Annotated in this window: 13 protein-coding genes and 1 tRNA gene; 2 read left to right on the top strand and 12 right to left on the bottom strand. The window is 61.1% G+C overall.

Annotated elements, in window-relative coordinates; genetic code table 11:
- Positions 1-39 precede the first annotated feature (39 nt).
- Positions 40-1,653 carry a vWA domain-containing protein gene (locus I6J19_RS07710; protein ID WP_038625547.1) on the top strand — a complete coding sequence of 538 codons (1,614 nt, stop codon included), beginning with the start codon at positions 40-42 and terminating at the stop codon, positions 1,651-1,653.
- 144 nt (positions 1,654-1,797) lie between these two features.
- Here the strand turns inward: I6J19_RS07710 and I6J19_RS07705 are convergent, their stop codons facing one another.
- From I6J19_RS07705 to secA2, 5 genes are all read right to left on the bottom strand, one after another.
- Positions 1,798-2,301 carry a MerR family transcriptional regulator gene (locus I6J19_RS07705; RefSeq protein ID WP_172620271.1) on the bottom strand — a complete coding sequence of 168 codons (504 nt, stop codon included), beginning with the start codon at positions 2,299-2,301 and terminating at the stop codon, positions 1,798-1,800.
- Between the two features lie 388 nt (positions 2,302-2,689).
- Positions 2,690-3,289, bottom strand: coding sequence for a bifunctional nuclease family protein (locus tag I6J19_RS07700; protein WP_038625550.1), 600 nt, complete (start codon positions 3,287-3,289; stop codon positions 2,690-2,692).
- Between the two features lie 45 nt (positions 3,290-3,334).
- A complete protein-coding gene (gene ftsR / locus I6J19_RS07695) occupies positions 3,335-4,093 on the bottom strand; it encodes a transcriptional regulator FtsR (protein WP_038625552.1) in 759 nt (252 codons plus the stop codon).
- 71 nt (positions 4,094-4,164) lie between these two features.
- Positions 4,165-4,590, bottom strand: coding sequence for an oxoglutarate dehydrogenase inhibitor Odhl (odhI, locus tag I6J19_RS07690; RefSeq protein WP_038625554.1), 426 nt, complete (start codon positions 4,588-4,590; stop codon positions 4,165-4,167).
- Positions 4,591-4,828: 238 nt separating this feature from the next.
- Positions 4,829-7,108: an accessory Sec system translocase SecA2 gene (secA2, locus tag I6J19_RS07685; RefSeq protein ID WP_038625556.1), complete on the bottom strand. Its 2,280-nt coding sequence runs from the start codon at positions 7,106-7,108 to the stop codon at positions 4,829-4,831.
- 217 nt (positions 7,109-7,325) lie between these two features.
- On the opposite strand from secA2, the gene rraA reads away from it, so the two are divergent.
- A complete protein-coding gene (gene rraA, locus I6J19_RS07680; RefSeq protein ID WP_016422839.1) occupies positions 7,326-7,799 on the top strand; it encodes a ribonuclease E activity regulator RraA in 474 nt (157 codons plus the stop codon).
- An 82-nt stretch (positions 7,800-7,881) separates the two neighbouring features.
- Here the strand turns inward: rraA and I6J19_RS07675 are convergent.
- The 7 genes from I6J19_RS07675 to I6J19_RS07645 form a co-directional block, all read right to left on the bottom strand.
- Positions 7,882-7,955: transfer RNA gene (locus I6J19_RS07675), tRNA-Pro, on the bottom strand.
- 86 nt (positions 7,956-8,041) lie between these two features.
- Positions 8,042-9,055 carry a PASTA domain-containing protein gene (locus I6J19_RS07670; RefSeq protein WP_038625562.1) on the bottom strand — a complete coding sequence of 338 codons (1,014 nt, stop codon included), beginning with the start codon at positions 9,053-9,055 and terminating at the stop codon, positions 8,042-8,044.
- Between the two features lie 170 nt (positions 9,056-9,225).
- Positions 9,226-11,535, bottom strand: a complete 2,310-nt coding sequence (der, locus tag I6J19_RS07665; protein ID WP_052155519.1) for a bifunctional cytidylate kinase/GTPase Der — start codon at positions 11,533-11,535, stop codon at positions 9,226-9,228.
- Positions 11,536-11,601: 66 nt separating this feature from the next.
- Positions 11,602-12,453, bottom strand: coding sequence for a pseudouridine synthase (locus I6J19_RS07660; RefSeq protein WP_081914028.1), 852 nt, complete (start codon positions 12,451-12,453; stop codon positions 11,602-11,604).
- Between the two features lie 378 nt (positions 12,454-12,831).
- Entirely contained in the window at positions 12,832-13,521 is a 690-nt protein-coding gene (gene bioD, locus I6J19_RS07655) for a dethiobiotin synthase (RefSeq protein ID WP_038625566.1), read from the bottom strand.
- A 145-nt stretch (positions 13,522-13,666) separates the two neighbouring features.
- Positions 13,667-15,037 carry an adenosylmethionine--8-amino-7-oxononanoate transaminase gene (locus tag I6J19_RS07650; RefSeq protein ID WP_038625568.1) on the bottom strand — a complete coding sequence of 457 codons (1,371 nt, stop codon included), beginning with the start codon at positions 15,035-15,037 and terminating at the stop codon, positions 13,667-13,669.
- Between the two features lie 248 nt (positions 15,038-15,285).
- Positions 15,286-16,419, bottom strand: coding sequence for a PDDEXK family nuclease (locus tag I6J19_RS07645; RefSeq protein ID WP_052155520.1), 1,134 nt, complete (start codon positions 16,417-16,419; stop codon positions 15,286-15,288).
- Between the last annotated feature and the right edge of the window lie 24 nt (positions 16,420-16,443).

Genomic DNA, 16,443 nt, shown 5'->3' with positions numbered 1-16,443 from the left:
AGCGCCGAGCACACTCAGCATAGAAAGGGCTAAAACGACATGGGACGACACGCCTCGGGTGAGAACAACTATCGAGTGGCTAAGGGGCCTTTTATTGCCGTCTTGGTCGTCATTGTTCTGGTGGCTGCGGTTTTTGCCTGGGTTAATCTGCGCAAGAGCAACGATTCGTCGATTGATGCGGACCGTGCACGGTGTACCAAGGGTGACCTGACACTGGTGGTGACCGCTGACCCTGCTGCGGTGGGCTCGGCACAGAAACTCGTGCAGGACTATGGCGAGTCAAATCCCGTGGTGAGGGACTTCTGCGTGCGGCCACAGATTACTGTGGCCGGCTCGCAGGAGGTTGTGAACGCCTTGGCTGATTCTGACGGTGCTGAAGCTGGTGAGGGGGCTCCGGAGGACCCCGCTGCGGATGATTCTGCAGCTGACGAGGCCAGCGCCGGAATTATGACGCCGGGAGTCTGGATTCCCGCCGATATCTCCTTCGTGGATCAAGCGAAGAATTCAGACAAGGTCAAGGTCAACAACCCCAAGACGTGGTTGCCACCGATTGCCAGTGGCGTGGCCTTCACAACCAATCGTGCTGACCAGCTGAACAACGCCACCTGGGAAGAGCTTGCGGGATTGCGCGTGGCCGCCCCCGGTGGCTCCGATGCTGCACTGTCTGCCGTGATCAGTGCTCGACTTGGCGGCGGCCCGGATGTCGCTCGCGAACGCGCGGACTTGGGTGAGGTCTACACCTCCAATACTCTGCTGACCATGCTCGGCCAGAATGTCGCCGACTTCGACGGTGTGGCCGCAACCCAGCCCATGCTGCAGATGGCCGGCGAGGGGCTGAAGCTGGTCTCCCCTGCGGATGCACCCCAGTTACACGCGCCAGTTGTCACCTTTGGCTCCGGCGGCAAGATCGACGAGAACACGGCTCGCGCGGCCGAGGACTTCCGGAACTTCGCAGCAGATCACGGCGCCGACGGCGAAGCTGCTGAGAGCACTTTCGGCCCTGAAGTAGCGGAGAACTTTGGGGTGCTCTCGCAGATTCAGACGGATTCTTTTGCGCTGCCGCCAGCACTGGAGCAGCCGGACGCGCAACAGCCCGCAACTACGGTGGGTTCGGCACTCCTGCTTGCTGACACCTCCGAGGGCGTCGATGTCGGGGCGCTGTCTGCAGCCCTGACCGGCGCTATCGATGCGGCACCTGGCGGCCGTTACGGCCTGTGGACATTCGCCCCTGAGGTGAACCGTCTCGCGGAACTGCCCGCCCCCGATGACGAGGCCAACAATGGCGCAGATGCCGTAAAGGGTTCGCTGGCTGAACTTCCGGCCGGTGGTGAGGCACAGTTCTGGTCAGCGCTTATCGATGCCTACCAGGCCGCCCGCGACACCTACTCCCCTGACAAACCGAACCGGCTCGTCGTGCTCACCTCGGGGCGCGATGCCTCCGGCGCCGATGCCGCCGAGTCCGTCGAGCGAATCAAGGAACTCATTAGCCCGGACCGCCCGGTAACGATTGAGGTCATCGTGCTTCCCGATGGGGACAGCTCCATCCCTGAACTGCAGGAAGTGGCGAATATGACCACTGGTTCTCTGCGCATTGCCGCTGACTACGGCGACGGCCTGGCCTCTCAGTTGGCTGCGGCAATCGGTACCGAGTAACCAGCAAAAAACCGCCTCCATCTGTTCCAACCTCGGGAGAGGAAAACGGAACCAGTTGTGGAAGGCGGTTTTCGTTTAGTTTGTTTCGCTTCTTTGAGCGGCGGCCGTAGCTGCAACGCCGCTATCTAGCCGTGTCGTTGGCTGTTAAGAGATGCGGCGGCGACGGCGCTCAGCCAGCTCGTCGATGCCAGTACCTGGGTTCTCCTGAGTACCGTCGATACGCTCAGATGGGAAGGAGGCGATGGTGCCAGTCAGTTCCTTCATAATGCCCGGGACAGCAATGCCGAACACTCCCTGGCCACCGTTGAGCAGGTCGATGACCTCTTCGTTAGAGCGACACTGGTAGACGGTGCGACCGTCGGAAACCAGCGTGATGGTAGCTAGGTCATCGACCCCGAGGTCGCGCAGGCGGTCGACAGCCAGACGGATGTTCTGCAGGGAAATACCGGTGTCCAGCAGACCGCGGACAATCTTCAAAACGAGGATGTCACGGAAGGAGTACAGACGCTGGGTGCCCGAGCCCTTGGCGGTACGAATCGAAGGCTCCACCAGCTTGGTGCGCGCCCAGTAGTCCAGCTGACGGTAAGAAATGCCCGCTACCTGACATGCGATGGGAACGCGGTAGCCAACCTGCTCGTCCGGCCCCATGTCGAACAGGGATTCCTGGACCGCGCGTGGCTCTTGCGAATCCGACGCACGGAGCTCATTGTCGCCAAAGAGCGAACCGCTGTTGTCGTCGACCATATAAATTCTCCCGAGGTAGTTTCACTGCCGTTATTTATCTTTCGCCAAGGTTAATCGGCTGTCAATACATCACAGGACGACACGCCGAATCTCTAAACCTAAAGTTAAGGTTTAGAGTTTAGAGTCCCAGTTTCCCCAGCTCAAGCACAACCCGGGAGAAAAACCCCAGGAAGGGGTGAAACTATAACTTAAGAAAAGTTACCCCTTTTATGGGGGCATTCAGCGACGTGCCGGAGGAAATACGCGCCACAACTACATCAAAAGTTGTCAGCTGTTCACTCCAGTCACACTGCTAACGGTCGCTATCGGAAGCCGAGTCGGCGCCACCGTCGGCTTCACCATCGGACTTCCTACCCTCCGCATCACCACGCGGCTCGGCAAAGTAGTCAGCATCAATACTGTCGAGGAATTCAGCAAACTCCGACACCGATGCCTCGACAGAGTCGGTCTCCGTGTCGTCGGTAAGCGAACCGCCATTGGTAGCGACAAGACGCGCCGACACCGACGTGGCATCGAGCACATCGCGTGCAACATATAGCGGCACCTCAAGCTCGCTGGCGATAAGGATTAGGTCGGAGGGGCGCATATCAATCTCTGCGCCACCTTCGAGCACCAGGTTGGCGATGAAAACGCCCTCATGGACGCCCGTAATCTGGCCGCGTAGGGCGCTCTGCCCCACCATGTCCAGTGTGTCGACAAAGACGTCATGCATGCCCGGGCGACGCTGCGTAGCGCCAGTCTCGCGGGCGGAGTACTCCGTCGCCGTCGCCAAATCAATCCAAATCGGGATAATCCGGTTAGTCTCTTCGGCATGCAGGAGCAGCACCGGATCGTCCTCAGGAGGATGAGCCATCCAGTCTAGAAACTTGACTTCTACGAGTTTTTCGTCCATAACAGCGATAATTGTAGCGAGCCGCTATTTACGCGGGACTACTGACTACTTCCCCAGATCTTTGTTGACCTGGCGCTTGACCAAAGTGCCGTGCAGCGTGACCATCAGCGCGGTCATCTCACGGCCCATTTCCACAGCCTTCTGCTTGCCGCTAGCCGCGCGCGACTTACTCAGCGGACTAGCTGCCAGCGACACCAAATCAGCCTCACGGGTCGCAGCGGTACGCACAGTTTTGAGGTGGCGGGCATCCAGACCGAACTCAGCCAGCTTGACTGCAGTCTCAGTGATGAGCAGGTCATCGCCGTCGAACATGTTCAGCGTGTCCGGAGTAATCAGCCCGACGCGAACCAGCTCAGTGATGAACTTCTCGCTAGCGCCGGTGCGCTCTGCCAGCTCCGCCTGGGTCAGTGAGACCACTGCAGCTTCGCGGAACTGATCCGCCGTCACCAGTGGAGTAACCGAAGCCAGACCGTCGCCGCCAGCGTTGCCCGCATCAATTTCGTCGAGCTGCTCTTTAATAACCTTCAGCGGCAAGTAGTTATCGCGCTGAACGGTCAGAATGTAGCGCAGGCGGTCAATGTCCGCCTGGCTGTAGCGACGATAGCCCGAGGAACTTCGCGACGGGCACAGCAGCCCTTCCGACTCGAGAAAACGAATTTTGGACAGCGTTACATCAGGGAACTCAACCTTGACTTCCTTCAGCACGGCACCGATGGTCTTCTTCTTGCCCACCGAGCGTGCTTGCTTCGCAGTGCTTTCTGACGAAGCCGGCTGCGAAACCGCTGATTTGTGTACTGCTGCCACTGGTATTTTCCGAGCCTTTACAAAAATAAGGGGGTTAATGCCGACAGACGTCGACACTAACCGATGTCGAATTAGTTACCGATAAGGAATACGAGGCGGAACTTACCGACCTGGACCTCGTCACCATTAGCCAGAACCGCGGAGTTCTTCGGTTCGCGGTTAACGTAGGTGCCGTTCAGCGATCCCACGTCGACAACCTCGTAGGAGTCACCGTTCTTGCGGAACTCTGCGTGGCGACGGGAAACAGTCACATCATCGAGGAAAATGTCGCTTTCCGGGTGACGACCAGCGGTGGTGACTGCCTGATCGAGCAGGAAACGCGAACCCGCGTTTGGCCCCCGCTTGACGACCAAGAGTGCCGAGCCTGCCGGAAGTCCTTCAACACCGGAGACCGTGGAGTCCGTGTTAGAGCTGGACTCCATCTCCTTCAGCAAATCTGCACGGAAGACCGAGGTGGTCTCGACCGATGCCTCTGGCTGGCCGCTATTGCTAGTCATATCTTTCCCTCCGGGATAACCTTGGGCGATTTACTCGTTACTTTTTAGATAATAGCGCCCCAACCGCTTTCGTGTTGTTATCTAATCCCAACCATGTTGTGACACAGCTCACCTACAGGGTATGTACAACATGATTGATATGCGTAAATACCGACATCGGAGAGCTTTCTCCGTGGGTGTACCTAGGCCGGTCACCTGAGAAATAATTTCAAATTGTTACCAAACCTGTGGTTACGGCTTACCTAAACATCGCTGCAATTGAACCGACTACCGAGCCACCACCATTGCTCAATGGGTTGTCGTTGACCATGTACGTCCACGTCGAGCTCGGGCGGGCAAGTCCCGTGTCCTCCAAATGCGCGCCATCGCTATCGATTTCGACCTCCTGGAAGGTCTGCACTGAGTCGGTGACGGCATTGTTGACCAGGTTTTTAAAGGCACCGATGGCAGCGCGGTGGAACTCAGCAATGGGGCTTTCCTTAGCCAGCGCGCGCAGGTGAATCGACTCCCGCAGGTCATCCAGGTCCGCCAGGTGATCCGACCACCCGCGATCCAGGTGGCTCAGCATAATTTCCCGGGCAGCGTCCTCGGCGACTTCGCGCCCGACTGCGGCTTCCACTTCCTTCGCCCGCGCCGATGCCAGCTTGGACAGTTCTTCCCAGGCAGCATTCGTAGTCAGCAGTTTCTCCCGGCGCTCATCCAGAATCTCGCGCTGGTCGCCGATGAGCTTGTTGTACTTCCACGTCGTCGCATGAATGGACAGCATGGTCGCCTCTGTCACTCGCTGTGCTCGGTCGATGAACTGGTATGCCCGCTTATCGCGGACGCGACCGTCGTCTTCAGGCAGCACGCTCAGTGTTTCGCCGGCAGCACCTTCGGAAATCACTGGGTCATCCAGGGAGACAAAGAACACCGACGAGCCCGGATCGCCCTGGCGCCCGGCGCGGCCACGCAACTGGTTATCTAGTCGGTCAGTGCGGTGCTTACCCAGACCAATGACGCATAGGCCACCGCGTTCGACTACGGCATCGCGGTTGGATTCGTCTGCCCCTCCGAGGCGGATGTCGGTACCGCGGCCGGCCATCTGGGTGGAGACCGTGACGCGGCCAATATCGCCAGCACCCGCGATGACTTGGGCCTCCAGCTCGTCATTTTTCGCGTTCAGTACCGAGGATTCGATGCCGCGCAGGACTAGCGCATCGGCTAGTCGTTCCGATTCAGCCACGTCACGGGTGCCTACGAGGATTGGCCGACCGGTGCCATTGAGTTCCACGACCTCGTCGATAAGCGCGGCGAACGCGTCGTCGGTGGTGGCGTAGATGCGGTCGGGCTCGTCGTCGCGGATGCATGGGACGTTGGGTTCAATGACAGAGACGTGGAGTCCATAGAACTCGCGGAACTGGTCGCCCGCGGAGGTGGCGGTGCCGGTCATACCGCAGGTGATGTCGTAGCGGCCGACGAGTTGTTGGATGGTCATGGAATCCAAGATGCGGCCTCCCTCAGAGACTTGCAGGCCCTCCTTGGCCTCTACCGCCGCTTGCAGACCGTCCGGCCAACGCTGAAGCTCCGCCACGCGGCCACGCGAGGCGTCGATGAGCTGTACCTTGCCGTCGCGCACGATGTAGTCGACATCGCGCTGCAGCAACTCGTGGGCGTGCAGTGCAACGTTGACCTGAACCAGGGTGGTGCCGACGTGTTCGGCGTCGTACAGCGAGCTGATGCCAAGCAGACGCTCGACGCGTGCGGCGCCGGTATCGGTGAGGAAGACGTTGCGGCGACCTTCGTCGACGGTGTAGTCGTCGCCGAGCTGCAGGCGGCGCACCACGTCGGTGATCTGTCCGGTCGGTGCGGTGCCCGGTTCATTGCCGGCAAGCACGAGCGGGACTAGCGCTTCATCGACCAACACTGAGTCGGCCTCGTCGATGATGGCGACGGCAGCTGGCGACTGCACGCGGTCTTCAATGGTCGGCGCGCAGCGGTCGCGCAGGACGTCGAAGCCGAGTTCGTTGACGGCGGCGTAGACGATGTCTGCCGCATATGCTTTACGACGCTCCCCCGGACCATCCTGCGGCGAAATAGCCGCTACAGAGAGTCCAAGGAACCCGAACAGTGGTTGCATCCACTGCGCGTCGCGGCCTGCGAGGTAGTCGTTGACAGTCACGGAATGCACGCGGTGGCCACGCAGCGCGAACCCGGCTGCAGCCAGGGCGCCGGAAAGAGTCTTGCCCTCACCGGTGGCCATCTGGATAACGTCTCCCTCCATGAGCGCCAGCGCGCCTTGCAGCTGCACATCGAAGGGGCGCATGGATAGGGTGCGTTGGGAGACTTCGCGGAGCGCGGCCAAAAGCTCCGGTGCATCGGTGGCGTGTTGGCGGGCGAAGTCGGCGAGGTCGGCGTCGGAAAGCGCCTGTGCCTGTGGCTCGAGCTCAGCGGCGCGCGACACCAGCCCTACGCTGCGTTTTTGGTTGCGCCCTTGCTTGCCGCTAAGAGCCTTCCAAAACCAATTAAACCCAGCCATCTTCTACCCTTCCTGCGCACGTGTGGTTGTCGGCGCGTTCTGACTCACCAGAGTAATCAATCTGGACCGGCCTTCGGAGTACCAATCGCTGCCAGCGAATTTGCACCATATGTCTTTAGTCACATCTTGAGTTTGAAACAATGGAGTTAACACTTGTTGCGAGCACTTTCTTGCAAGTATTTTCTTGTAATCATTTTTCGGAAGGACTTGAATCCCTATGGCAATCGAATTCATCCCCACTGCTGACCTGGTTGACGAGATCGGCCCGGACGTGCGTTCCTGCGATACCCAGATGCGCAACCTCGGCGGTCGCGTGGAGTTCTGCGGCAAGATCTCCACGGTCAAGTGCTTCCAGGACAACGCGCTACTGAAGAAGGTCCTCTCCGAGCCGTCTGAGGGCGGCGTGCTTGTCATCGACGGTGACGCTTCAGTCCACACGGCGCTGGTCGGTGACGTTATTGCGGGGCTCGGCAAGGACAATGGCTGGGCTGGTGTGGTCGTCAACGGCGCGATCCGCGACTCCAAGCTGATTGGTGAGATGGACTTCGGGTGCAAGGCGCTCGGCACCAACCCGCGCAAGTCCACCAAGACCGGCGAGGGCGAGCGCGACGTCGTTGTCTCCTTCGGCGGCATTGACTTCGTTCCGGGCGAGACGCTCTACGCTGACTCCGACGGTATTGTCGTGCGCTAGACGGCAAACGAAACCGTAAAGCAATAACCGCAAACAAAAACCGCCGCCTCCCGGAATCTTCCAGAAGACGGCGGTTGTTTTGTCGGGCTGACCGGATTTGAACCGACGACCCCCTCACCCCCAGTGAGGTGCGCTACCAAACTGCGCTACAGCCCGTGTGCACGAAAGTGCAACGAGCTATAGGTTACATCATTGGTGTTTGCTGGCGGAAATCGCCCCTGGTACCTACTTTTTCTGCCGTGTTACTGCAGGTAGATGGTCACAGGCGTAGATGTCTCCGCCATCTGTCCCTCCGGCGGGTCAATCGAGGCGACCTTACCCATAATCGCGGCCACAGAATTGGTCTGGTTGCCCTCTGCGTCGACGACGGTTACGTTCTGGTAGCCGTTGGTACGCAGCTCCACCTCGACGGAGGCCGGGCTCTTGCCCACCACACCCTGCGGGATAGTACCCCAGCCGCTACTGCGCTCACCAGGTCCAGGGATAGCTGGCGGCGACTCGCGAAGTTGATCCAGCTCCTGCTCAAGGCGTTCACGGGTGTCATTAATCGTGCCCGACGGGTCCAAGCGATCGGTAGGGCTTGTCGTGGTTTCTTCCGGCGAGGTTGTCGTCGGCGTCGGGCTTGACGACGTCTCCTGCGTCGGCGCCGCCGGGTTGTCGTTTTTGTCCTCGGTTCCGGAAGTAAAGGACAAAACCAGGGCTACCAGCGCGACGACGGCCACCATGGCGGCGATGGCTACGATGGCGACAGTCTTGCCCCACCCCTTCTTGGAGTCATCATTGCCACTGTTGCCACGGTTATTACCGCGGTTGTTGCCGTTGTTCAGGTCGCCGTAACCGCTTGCGCCACCTGGGGCACCTGCAGCGTACTGTTGGGTTGCACCGGCTTGCTGGCTCGCCTGACCATAGCCGCGTTCTTCTTCAGAAAGCGGGGCCCAGTACTGGCCACTACCCTGCGCGCCACTGCCTTGTGCACCGGCACCAGCACCAGCGCCGGCTCCTGCACCGCGGGAGTCATCAAATCGCGTTTCATCGCCGCGCTGTAAGAACTGCGTTTCAGAGGAGTCGCCGCCAAAGTATTCGGTCGGCTGCTCGCTCGCAAAGTCGGCATCTGGGTTGTACCCGCGGTATCCCTCGTCTCGCGGAATGTAGCGAGTCGCGGAGTCATCGCCGTATGAGCTTGAGGAATCGCGTCCGTAGCTGTTGTCTCGGCCGTCGTGCTGAGAGCCGTCACGGTTGTTGCCGCGCCTGACCATTGTCAGTTCTCCTTATCGCTAATTTCCTAAAACTCCAAAATGCCAACGAAAAGCCCAAAATGCAATTGCCTAAATCACATTGTGGGCTTTCCTCAGCTCAGTTCGAGCGACTAGCAGGGCTTAAGAGATCTGCCTAGAGGCACACTCTAGCGGCACTTCCTAGCAGCTTCCTAGCGGCGCTTCTTCTTCTCGCGGACACGCACTGCGATGCGCACCGGCGAACCCTCGAAGCCGAACTCTTCACGCAGCTTGCGCTCCAGGAAGCGACGGTAGCCGTGCTCCAGGAAGCCGGTCGTGAACAGCACAATCACCGGCGGGCGTGAGGACGCCTGGGTGGCAAACAACACGCGCGGCTGTCGACCACCACGCAGCGGTGGCGGGTTCTGCTGCATAATCGCGCGCAACCAAGTGTTCAGGCGACCAGTGGAGATGCGCTTATCCCACGACTCCACGGCCTCCAGCATTGCCGGCTCCAGCTTCTGCACAGCACGCCCGGTCTTGGCGGAGATATTCACCCGACGAGCCCACGGCACATGTGCGAGCTGTTCTTCAATCTCGCGCTCGAGCAGGTCGCGGCGGTCCTCATCCATGAGGTCCCACTTGTTGTAGGCGACCACAAGTGCACGACCGGAATCGAGAATCATGCGCAGCACGCGCTGATCCTGCTCGGTAATCTGCTCGGACGCATCGACCAGGAAGATTACAACCTCGGCGTTGTCAATCGTCGAACGAGTACGCAGCGAGGCGTAGAACTCGTGGCCTTTGGCGGTCTTGCTCTTCTTGCGGATACCAGCGGTGTCCACGAAGCGCCACAGCGTCTCGTCCATCTGCACCAGCGAGTCCACCGGGTCAACCGTGGTACCGGCCATATCGCTGACCACTGCACGATTTTCACCGGAGAGCTTGTTCAGCAGCGAGGACTTGCCCACATTCGGCTTGCCCACCAGCGCTACGCGACGCGGCCCGGTCGGCAGCGATTTTGCACGCGGCACCTCCGGGAAGGAGGCCACCACTTCGTCCATCACGTCGGCATTGCCACGGCCGTGGAGGGCCGAGGTTGGGTGCGGCTCGCCGAGCCCGAGGGCCCAGAACTCCGCGACGTCGCCAAGCTGCGAATCCGACTCGAACTTGTTGGCGGCGAGAATAACCGGCTGCTCCGCGCGCTGCAGACGGCGGGCCATAACCTCTTCCGTGGCGGTGATTCCGACGGTGGTGTCAACGACCATGACAATCACATCGGCGGTCTCCATAGCGGTCTCCGCCTGACGAGCAATCGCCGCATGCATGCCCTTGGCGTCCGGATCCCAGCCGCCGGTGTCCTGCACCCAGAAGCGACGTCCGCCCCATTCACCCAGGTAGGAGATGCGGTCGCGGGTCACGCCCGGGAAGTCTTCGACAACTGCTTCACGACGGCCAATGAACCTGTTAACCATGGTGGACTTACCAACATTCGGTCGTCCCACAATGGCCACGGTCGGAAGAGCTTCTTCTTCCTCGTCGCTCACGCCAAGCGCCGCGAAAGCGTTTTCCAGCTCTTCCCAGTCGGCATCGTCGTCGATCTGGCCGGTTTCGGCGCGCTCGATGGCTTCGGAGATGATCGTCTCGTGGTCAGCAATCGTGCGGTCGATGAACTCGTCTGCGCTGGTGTGGCTACCTGCGGTGCCCGGCGCGTTTTCGCTCTCCACGTTTGCGACCAGGTGTCCGGCGGTGTCGTCCTCGGAGTCCTCGGAGTCCTCGTAAGAGCCCTCGAACTCCTCGTTGTCGACATCGTCCCAGTCCATGGTGGACCCCGGGTATCCTGCCTCAACAACATCGAGGACGTTTTCCACGACCTCTTCGATGTCCATCTCGGAGGTGTCTAGAATGAACGCATCCTCGGCTGGCTTCAGCGGAGAGGTCGCACGGTTGCTGTCTAGTTCGTCGCGGCGGATGACGTCGGCAAGCACGGTGTCGAAGTCAGCCTCACGACCAGCAGCAATGTCCTGGTCGTAGCGGCGGTGGGCGCGAACCTCGGCGGAGGCGGTCATGAAGATTTTCGCCGGAACGTCCGGAAGAACAACCGTGCCGATGTCGCGGCCCTCCACCACACAGCGCACCGCAGATGCGGCCAGTGAGCGCTGGAGCGCGACCAGGTTGGTACGCACGGCCGGAATCGCGGAGACAGCCGACACGTTGCGGGTAACCTCCGGGCCGCGGATCTCGCCGGAGACATCCTCGCCGTCGAGGAGGACAGCGGTGGAGTTCGGGTCATCGGAGACTTCCAGTGGCAGGGCGGCCGTCGCCTTGGCCACGGCTTCCTCGTCGGCCGGGTCGATGCCCTGGCGCAGTACCCACAGGGTGGCCACACGGTACATCGCGCCGGTATCCAGGTACTTTGCACCCAGCTCGGTTGCGACCATCCGAGAGACAGTCGACTTGCCAGTGCCGGAAGGGCCATCGATGGCAACCAACAGCATGTCGTCAGTGTTCTGCTCACTCATGTGGGCTCCTTCAGCTCCTTGTTGTTCCACTCCGTGGTTTTCTTCGTTCTTCTTCACTAGTGCCATTTACAGCCCCACCGCGTTGTAGAGAGAGGTCAGCTCAGCGCGGTTGAGTGCGCGGAGAGCGCCCGGAGTCTGCTCGCCCAGCTGGACAGTGTGAATCTTAGTGCGCACCAGGCGCTCGACCGGGTAGCCCGCGGTCTTGAGCATCCGGCGCACAATGTGCTTTCGGCCCTCGTGCAGCTCGATGCGGACGATAGAGCGACCCTGCCAGACATCGATGATCTGCGCCATGTCCGCCTTAGCGATGCCATCATCGAGCTCAATGCCCTTTTCCAGCTCACGCATGACCTTGGGGTCGACCTCACCGACAACAGTGGCCATGTAGGTCTTGGTGACCTCGTAGCTTGGGTGCATCAGACGGTTGGCCAACTCACCATCGTTGGTGAGCAGCAGCAGCCCTTCGGTGGGCGCATCCAGACGACCAACGTGGAAGAGTCGCTGACCAGCGCTGATCTTCTCACCGATGATGTCGCCCACACACGGACGGCCCATGTCATCGTGCATGGTCGACTGCACACCACGCGGCTTGTTCAGGACGAAGTACTGCATGTCCTCATTGACGATGACGCGGGAACCATCAACGCGAATCACAGATGTGTTTGGATCCACCCGTACGCCCTGTCGCGTCACAATCTTGCCGTCGACCTCGACGCGGCCTTCGTCGATAAGCTTTTCCGCCATGCGACGCGACGCCACGCCTGCCTGCGCGAGCACCTTCTGCAGACGCACACCCTCGCCTGCCTGGCTGTGAGCGCGCTTGCCCGAGCTACGACGGTCGGCGTCCGCGTGCTGATGGCGCGCCGGGCGGGCGTTGGATACGTAGATGTCCTTCGCGTGGACGTTGGAGGTCTCCATCTTCGCGCCGCTATCGCGACGGCTGCGATTGCGCTGGGCGTTAGTGGAGCCGTGTGCGCGGTTGGAGTGATTCTTACGGTTCTTGTGTGCCGGTGTGCCTTCTCGGCGAGCGGGTTTAGCCACTTGACCTACATCCTTTTCAAGCGTTGGAGATTGCTCTGTTTGTTAGAACTTCAGCGCCAGGCGACGCTGTTCTCTCCCCCGTGGGCCCAAAACGGCCGGTGGAAGCAGGTTAATAAAGAGATTTACAGAGAAAGCCTCGCGCCTTGTCGTCTAGTCACCTTAGCACGTTTCTCGCAAAACGCCAGCTTAACGACGTCCCGCGCGGCCTCTACTTCGAGGCGCCGCCAGAGCGCCCCTTAAAGCGCTGCGGCTCCCCTACAGCGCTGCGGCCCACTCTCGCACGCCCGGCAGCCACTGCGTAGCTTTCGCCACAAACTCCTGCCGCGCCAACGCGCCCGCTCCCGCCTGCACCGACCCCAGCAGCGGCACCCCGGTGATGCGTGGCAGTTCTTCCAGGTTCGTCTCGATGATCGGGTCGACATCCGCCGGCAGCGAACCTCCCACCAGCGCCGTGACATTGACCCCACGCCCCCGCGCCACCTCGACGGTGAGCTCCGCCTCGTTCAGGCAGCCCAGCCCCAACCGCGTCACGACCACCATCTGACTACCCGGCAGCAACGCCGCCAACTCCGGCAGCGCCCAATCCTCGCCGAGCCGCACCAACAAGCCGCCCGCGCCCTCCACGAGGACAACGCGGTTCGGCCCGTCGATAAGCTTGATCTTCTCCGCGATCTCCGTGGCGTTCGGCAGGCGCATTCCCGCGCGCTGCGCCGCCGCCACCGGCGCCATCGGCTCGGGGTAACGCTCGAAGCCATGCAGATTGTCGATCCCCGTCAGCTCCGCGACAGTGTCCAAATCACCGCCGTCAGGGTCCGGAAATCCGGTCTGAATTGGTTTGACGACGTGCACCTGCCTGCCCTCCCCGCGTAGTGCCGCCGCCAGGGCCGCCGTGCCGATGGTCTTTCCAATATCGGTACCGGTGCCGGTGACAAGGACGATGCTCATGGTGGTTAGTGCTCCTTTTGGCTGTGGTGGTGTGGGGGCTGTGGTGGTGTGCTGGTTGTGCTTCTTGTTGTGACGCTGTTGTGTTGCTTCGCTGCGCGGTTGGTCGTCGTGCTGATTGCGCTACTTGTTGTGCTGCTTCGCTGCGCTACCTACGTTGTTCCTCTGCGGCGACTATGGCGGCGATGGCCTCGCAGATGCGGTCGACCTCGTCATTGGTGCTGATGTACGGCGGCATGGTGTAGACCAGCTTGCCGAATGGGCGCAGCCACACCCCGGCATCGACAGCTGCTGCGGTAGCCAGGCCCATGTCCACTGGGCGCTGCATCTCCACGACACCGATTGCGCCAAGGACACGCACGTCGGCCACGGCATCGCTGCTGGCTAGGGGCTGGAGCTGGTCGCGGAATCGGGACTCGATGCGCGGGACATCCTCACGCCACTGCCCTTCTGCAATCAGGTCGAGCTGCGCGCAGGCCACCGCACAGGCCAAGGGGTTGCCCATGAAGGTCGGGCCGTGCATGATGCCTCCGCCTGCACCACCGGAAATAGTACGAGCCACATCGGCGGTGGTGAGGGTGGCTGCGAAGCTCATGAAGCCGCCGGTCAGCGCCTTGCCGACACACATAATATCCGGCACAATCCCGGCCGCCTGCGTCGTGAACAGGTCACCAGCACGGCCGAAGCCGGTGGCAATCTCATCCGCGATGAGGAGAATGCCGTGCTTGTCACACAGCTTCCGGAGCCCTACAAGCAGCTCATGATCATGGAACCGCATGCCACCAGCGCCTTGGACCACCGGTTCAACGATGAGGCCGGCGACGGAGTCGTCGATAAGCGAATCGAAGTGCGCTAGATAGCGTGCGCGTTCCTCTTCGGTTGCGCCGCGGGCGGGTGGTTTGTCGGCGAAGACCTGCGGAGTCCACTGGCCCGTCCACAGCGAATGCATGCCGCCCTCGGGGTCGCAGACGGTCATGGGCGCGCGGGTGTCGCCGTGATAGCCGCCGCGCCAGGTGGCCAGGCGGGTGCGCTCGGGATGGCCTTTGGCCTGCTGATACTGCAACGCCATTTTGATCGCCACCTCGACGGAGACCGAGCCAGAGTCCGAGTAGAAGATGGCATCGAAGCCGGGGCCCGCGAGCTTCAAGAGTTTCTCCGCCAGCTCAATGGCCGGGCGGTGTGTCAGTCCGCCGAACATGACGTGCGACATGGTGGTGGCCTGCTTCTTCGCGGCTGCGACCAGCTTCGGGTGCGAGTGGCCGTGGCATGCGGCCCACCAGCTGCTCATGCCATCGATCAGGGTGTGGCCGTCGGCGAGGTGGAGGTTGACGCCCTCGGCGGACTCGACCAGTTTGGGCGCGACCGGCGACGGGATGGGGCCGTATGGGTGCCAGATGTGGTCGGCGTCGAAGGCTGCGAGGTCGGCGACGGATGCTTGCGTTGGCTGCGGTGTAGGCGACTTCGCGGATGCTGGTGCAGACGACGGTACGAGCGGCTGGGTGGTTTCCGAGGCTGTCATGATACTCAAGCATAGTACCTGTACAGCGCCAGACTTGAACACTGTTCGGGGTTGGTGTTTGGGACTTTTCGCAAGGATTACAGACAGTCTCAGCGACTTTACGACACCCATGTCACCTCGTGGCAGCTGTGGAGGTGGCATGAGGTGACGGGGGTGTCGTGAAGTGAAATTTTGGGCTCGAGGGCAGCGGCAGCGGGCCGGGCGCGGCAGCGGCACCGGCAGGGGGCTAAACCCGATAAGCCAGCCAGCTAGTACAACCGTCCCGCTTGGCTCCACACCTGTCGGCGACGCATAGCCAGCTCAGCCGCCTTTCCTGTGATCGTGATGGGCGGCCGAGCGAAGGCGTAGTTACCGTTGTAGCGGTTCCCGCCATTTGCCAGGTGACGTCGGATTTCCGCGGCCGTTTGCCTCAAGGTGGCTACTGCGGAGCCGTCGAAAAGCTGTGACCAGACAATCCGGATGACATTCAGCCCGAGATTCTTCAGGCGCTTTTCGCGCTCCAACTCCTTTGCGATTGCCACCTGCGTGTCCGCAACCCCGCCGTCGGTGTATTTCATACGGCCATCGAACTCGACGACCAGCCCAAGTTCGGGCAGATAAAAGTCCACGCGTGCGATGAAGCCACGTTCATCCCGAAAGGAAACCTGCTGAAGCAACGGAGCCCGAGAATCGTCGACAGAAGCTAGCCCCGCCTGGACGATTGCTTCTTTAGTGAGCGATTCCCCAATGCTTTCCGACGACGCTGTCGCTTGCCGCAACAACCTCCTGGCCTGCGCATTTCCCGGAGCACGGGGATACGCAGCCAACGTGGCCAACAGTTCCTCGGTATCGGTGTGGCGCTGGAGGGCGGCGTCGGCAAGCACTAGTGCATTATGCGGGGTGCGAGAACGGCAGACATCGATGACGGACTTTGGGACATCGGTGACGAGGCGGCCATCGACTTCTACGACGTCCTCGGGGAGAATCCGGCCGGAGACGCGGATGAGGCGTTTGTGCGGCTGGTACGGGCCATTCGGTGTGCTTCGCAATTGCCCACGCGTGCGGCCGGAGTTGGCTATCGCGATGGGAGTGCCATGCGTCAGTAGAGGTAAACCATGGAGGGCAGCGGCAGCATCGCGGGTGATTACGGTGGCGGTGCCGCGATGAATGAGCGCTTTGATTTCCAGAACGTAGCGTTCGGTGCTGTGTAAGGCGAGCCACCTGTCGACGGGCACGTACGCGCCATGCGCGAGCCACAGAAGGCTGCCGCTTTTGGCTCGCCGGTGGAGATCACGGTCGGAGTGCTGGCCGATTCGGGAAATTGCGAAGGTGCTGGGACGGGCGCATTCGCACTGCTGGCCGGTACGGATGATGTCGTCGGCGTCGTAGATCCACTGCGGCATCGGATTGCGCTCCTGAGGTCCAGG

The organism is Corynebacterium amycolatum (assembly GCF_016889425.1).
GTDB classification, from domain to species: Bacteria; Actinomycetota; Actinomycetes; order Mycobacteriales; family Mycobacteriaceae; genus Corynebacterium; species Corynebacterium amycolatum.
The sequence above is the reverse complement of the archived record's forward strand: the minus strand, read 5'-3'. Positions and strand labels throughout refer to the sequence as shown.

Coding starts and splice junctions, on each gene's coding strand:
- I6J19_RS07710 (WP_038625547.1), top strand. CDS start 40: ATGGGACGACACGCCTCGGGTGAGAACAACTATCGAGTGGCTAAGGGG.
- I6J19_RS07705 (WP_172620271.1), bottom strand. CDS start 2,301: ATGGGGCCGGACGAGCAGGTTGGCTACCGCGTTCCCATCGCATGTCAG.
- I6J19_RS07700 (WP_038625550.1), bottom strand. CDS start 3,289: ATGGACGAAAAACTCGTAGAAGTCAAGTTTCTAGACTGGATGGCTCAT.
- odhI (WP_038625554.1), bottom strand. CDS start 4,590: ATGACTAGCAATAGCGGCCAGCCAGAGGCATCGGTCGAGACCACCTCG.
- secA2 (WP_038625556.1), bottom strand. CDS start 7,108: ATGGCTGGGTTTAATTGGTTTTGGAAGGCTCTTAGCGGCAAGCAAGGG.
- rraA (WP_016422839.1), top strand. CDS start 7,326: ATGGCAATCGAATTCATCCCCACTGCTGACCTGGTTGACGAGATCGGC.
- I6J19_RS07670 (WP_038625562.1), bottom strand. CDS start 9,055: ATGGTCAGGCGCGGCAACAACCGTGACGGCTCTCAGCACGACGGCCGA.
- der (WP_052155519.1), bottom strand. CDS start 11,535: ATGAGTGAGCAGAACACTGACGACATGCTGTTGGTTGCCATCGATGGC.
- I6J19_RS07660 (WP_081914028.1), bottom strand. CDS start 12,453: ATGGAGACCTCCAACGTCCACGCGAAGGACATCTACGTATCCAACGCC.
- bioD (WP_038625566.1), bottom strand. CDS start 13,521: ATGAGCATCGTCCTTGTCACCGGCACCGGTACCGATATTGGAAAGACC.
- I6J19_RS07650 (WP_038625568.1), bottom strand. CDS start 15,037: ATGACAGCCTCGGAAACCACCCAGCCGCTCGTACCGTCGTCTGCACCA.
- I6J19_RS07645 (WP_052155520.1), bottom strand. CDS start 16,419: ATGCCGCAGTGGATCTACGACGCCGACGACATCATCCGTACCGGCCAG.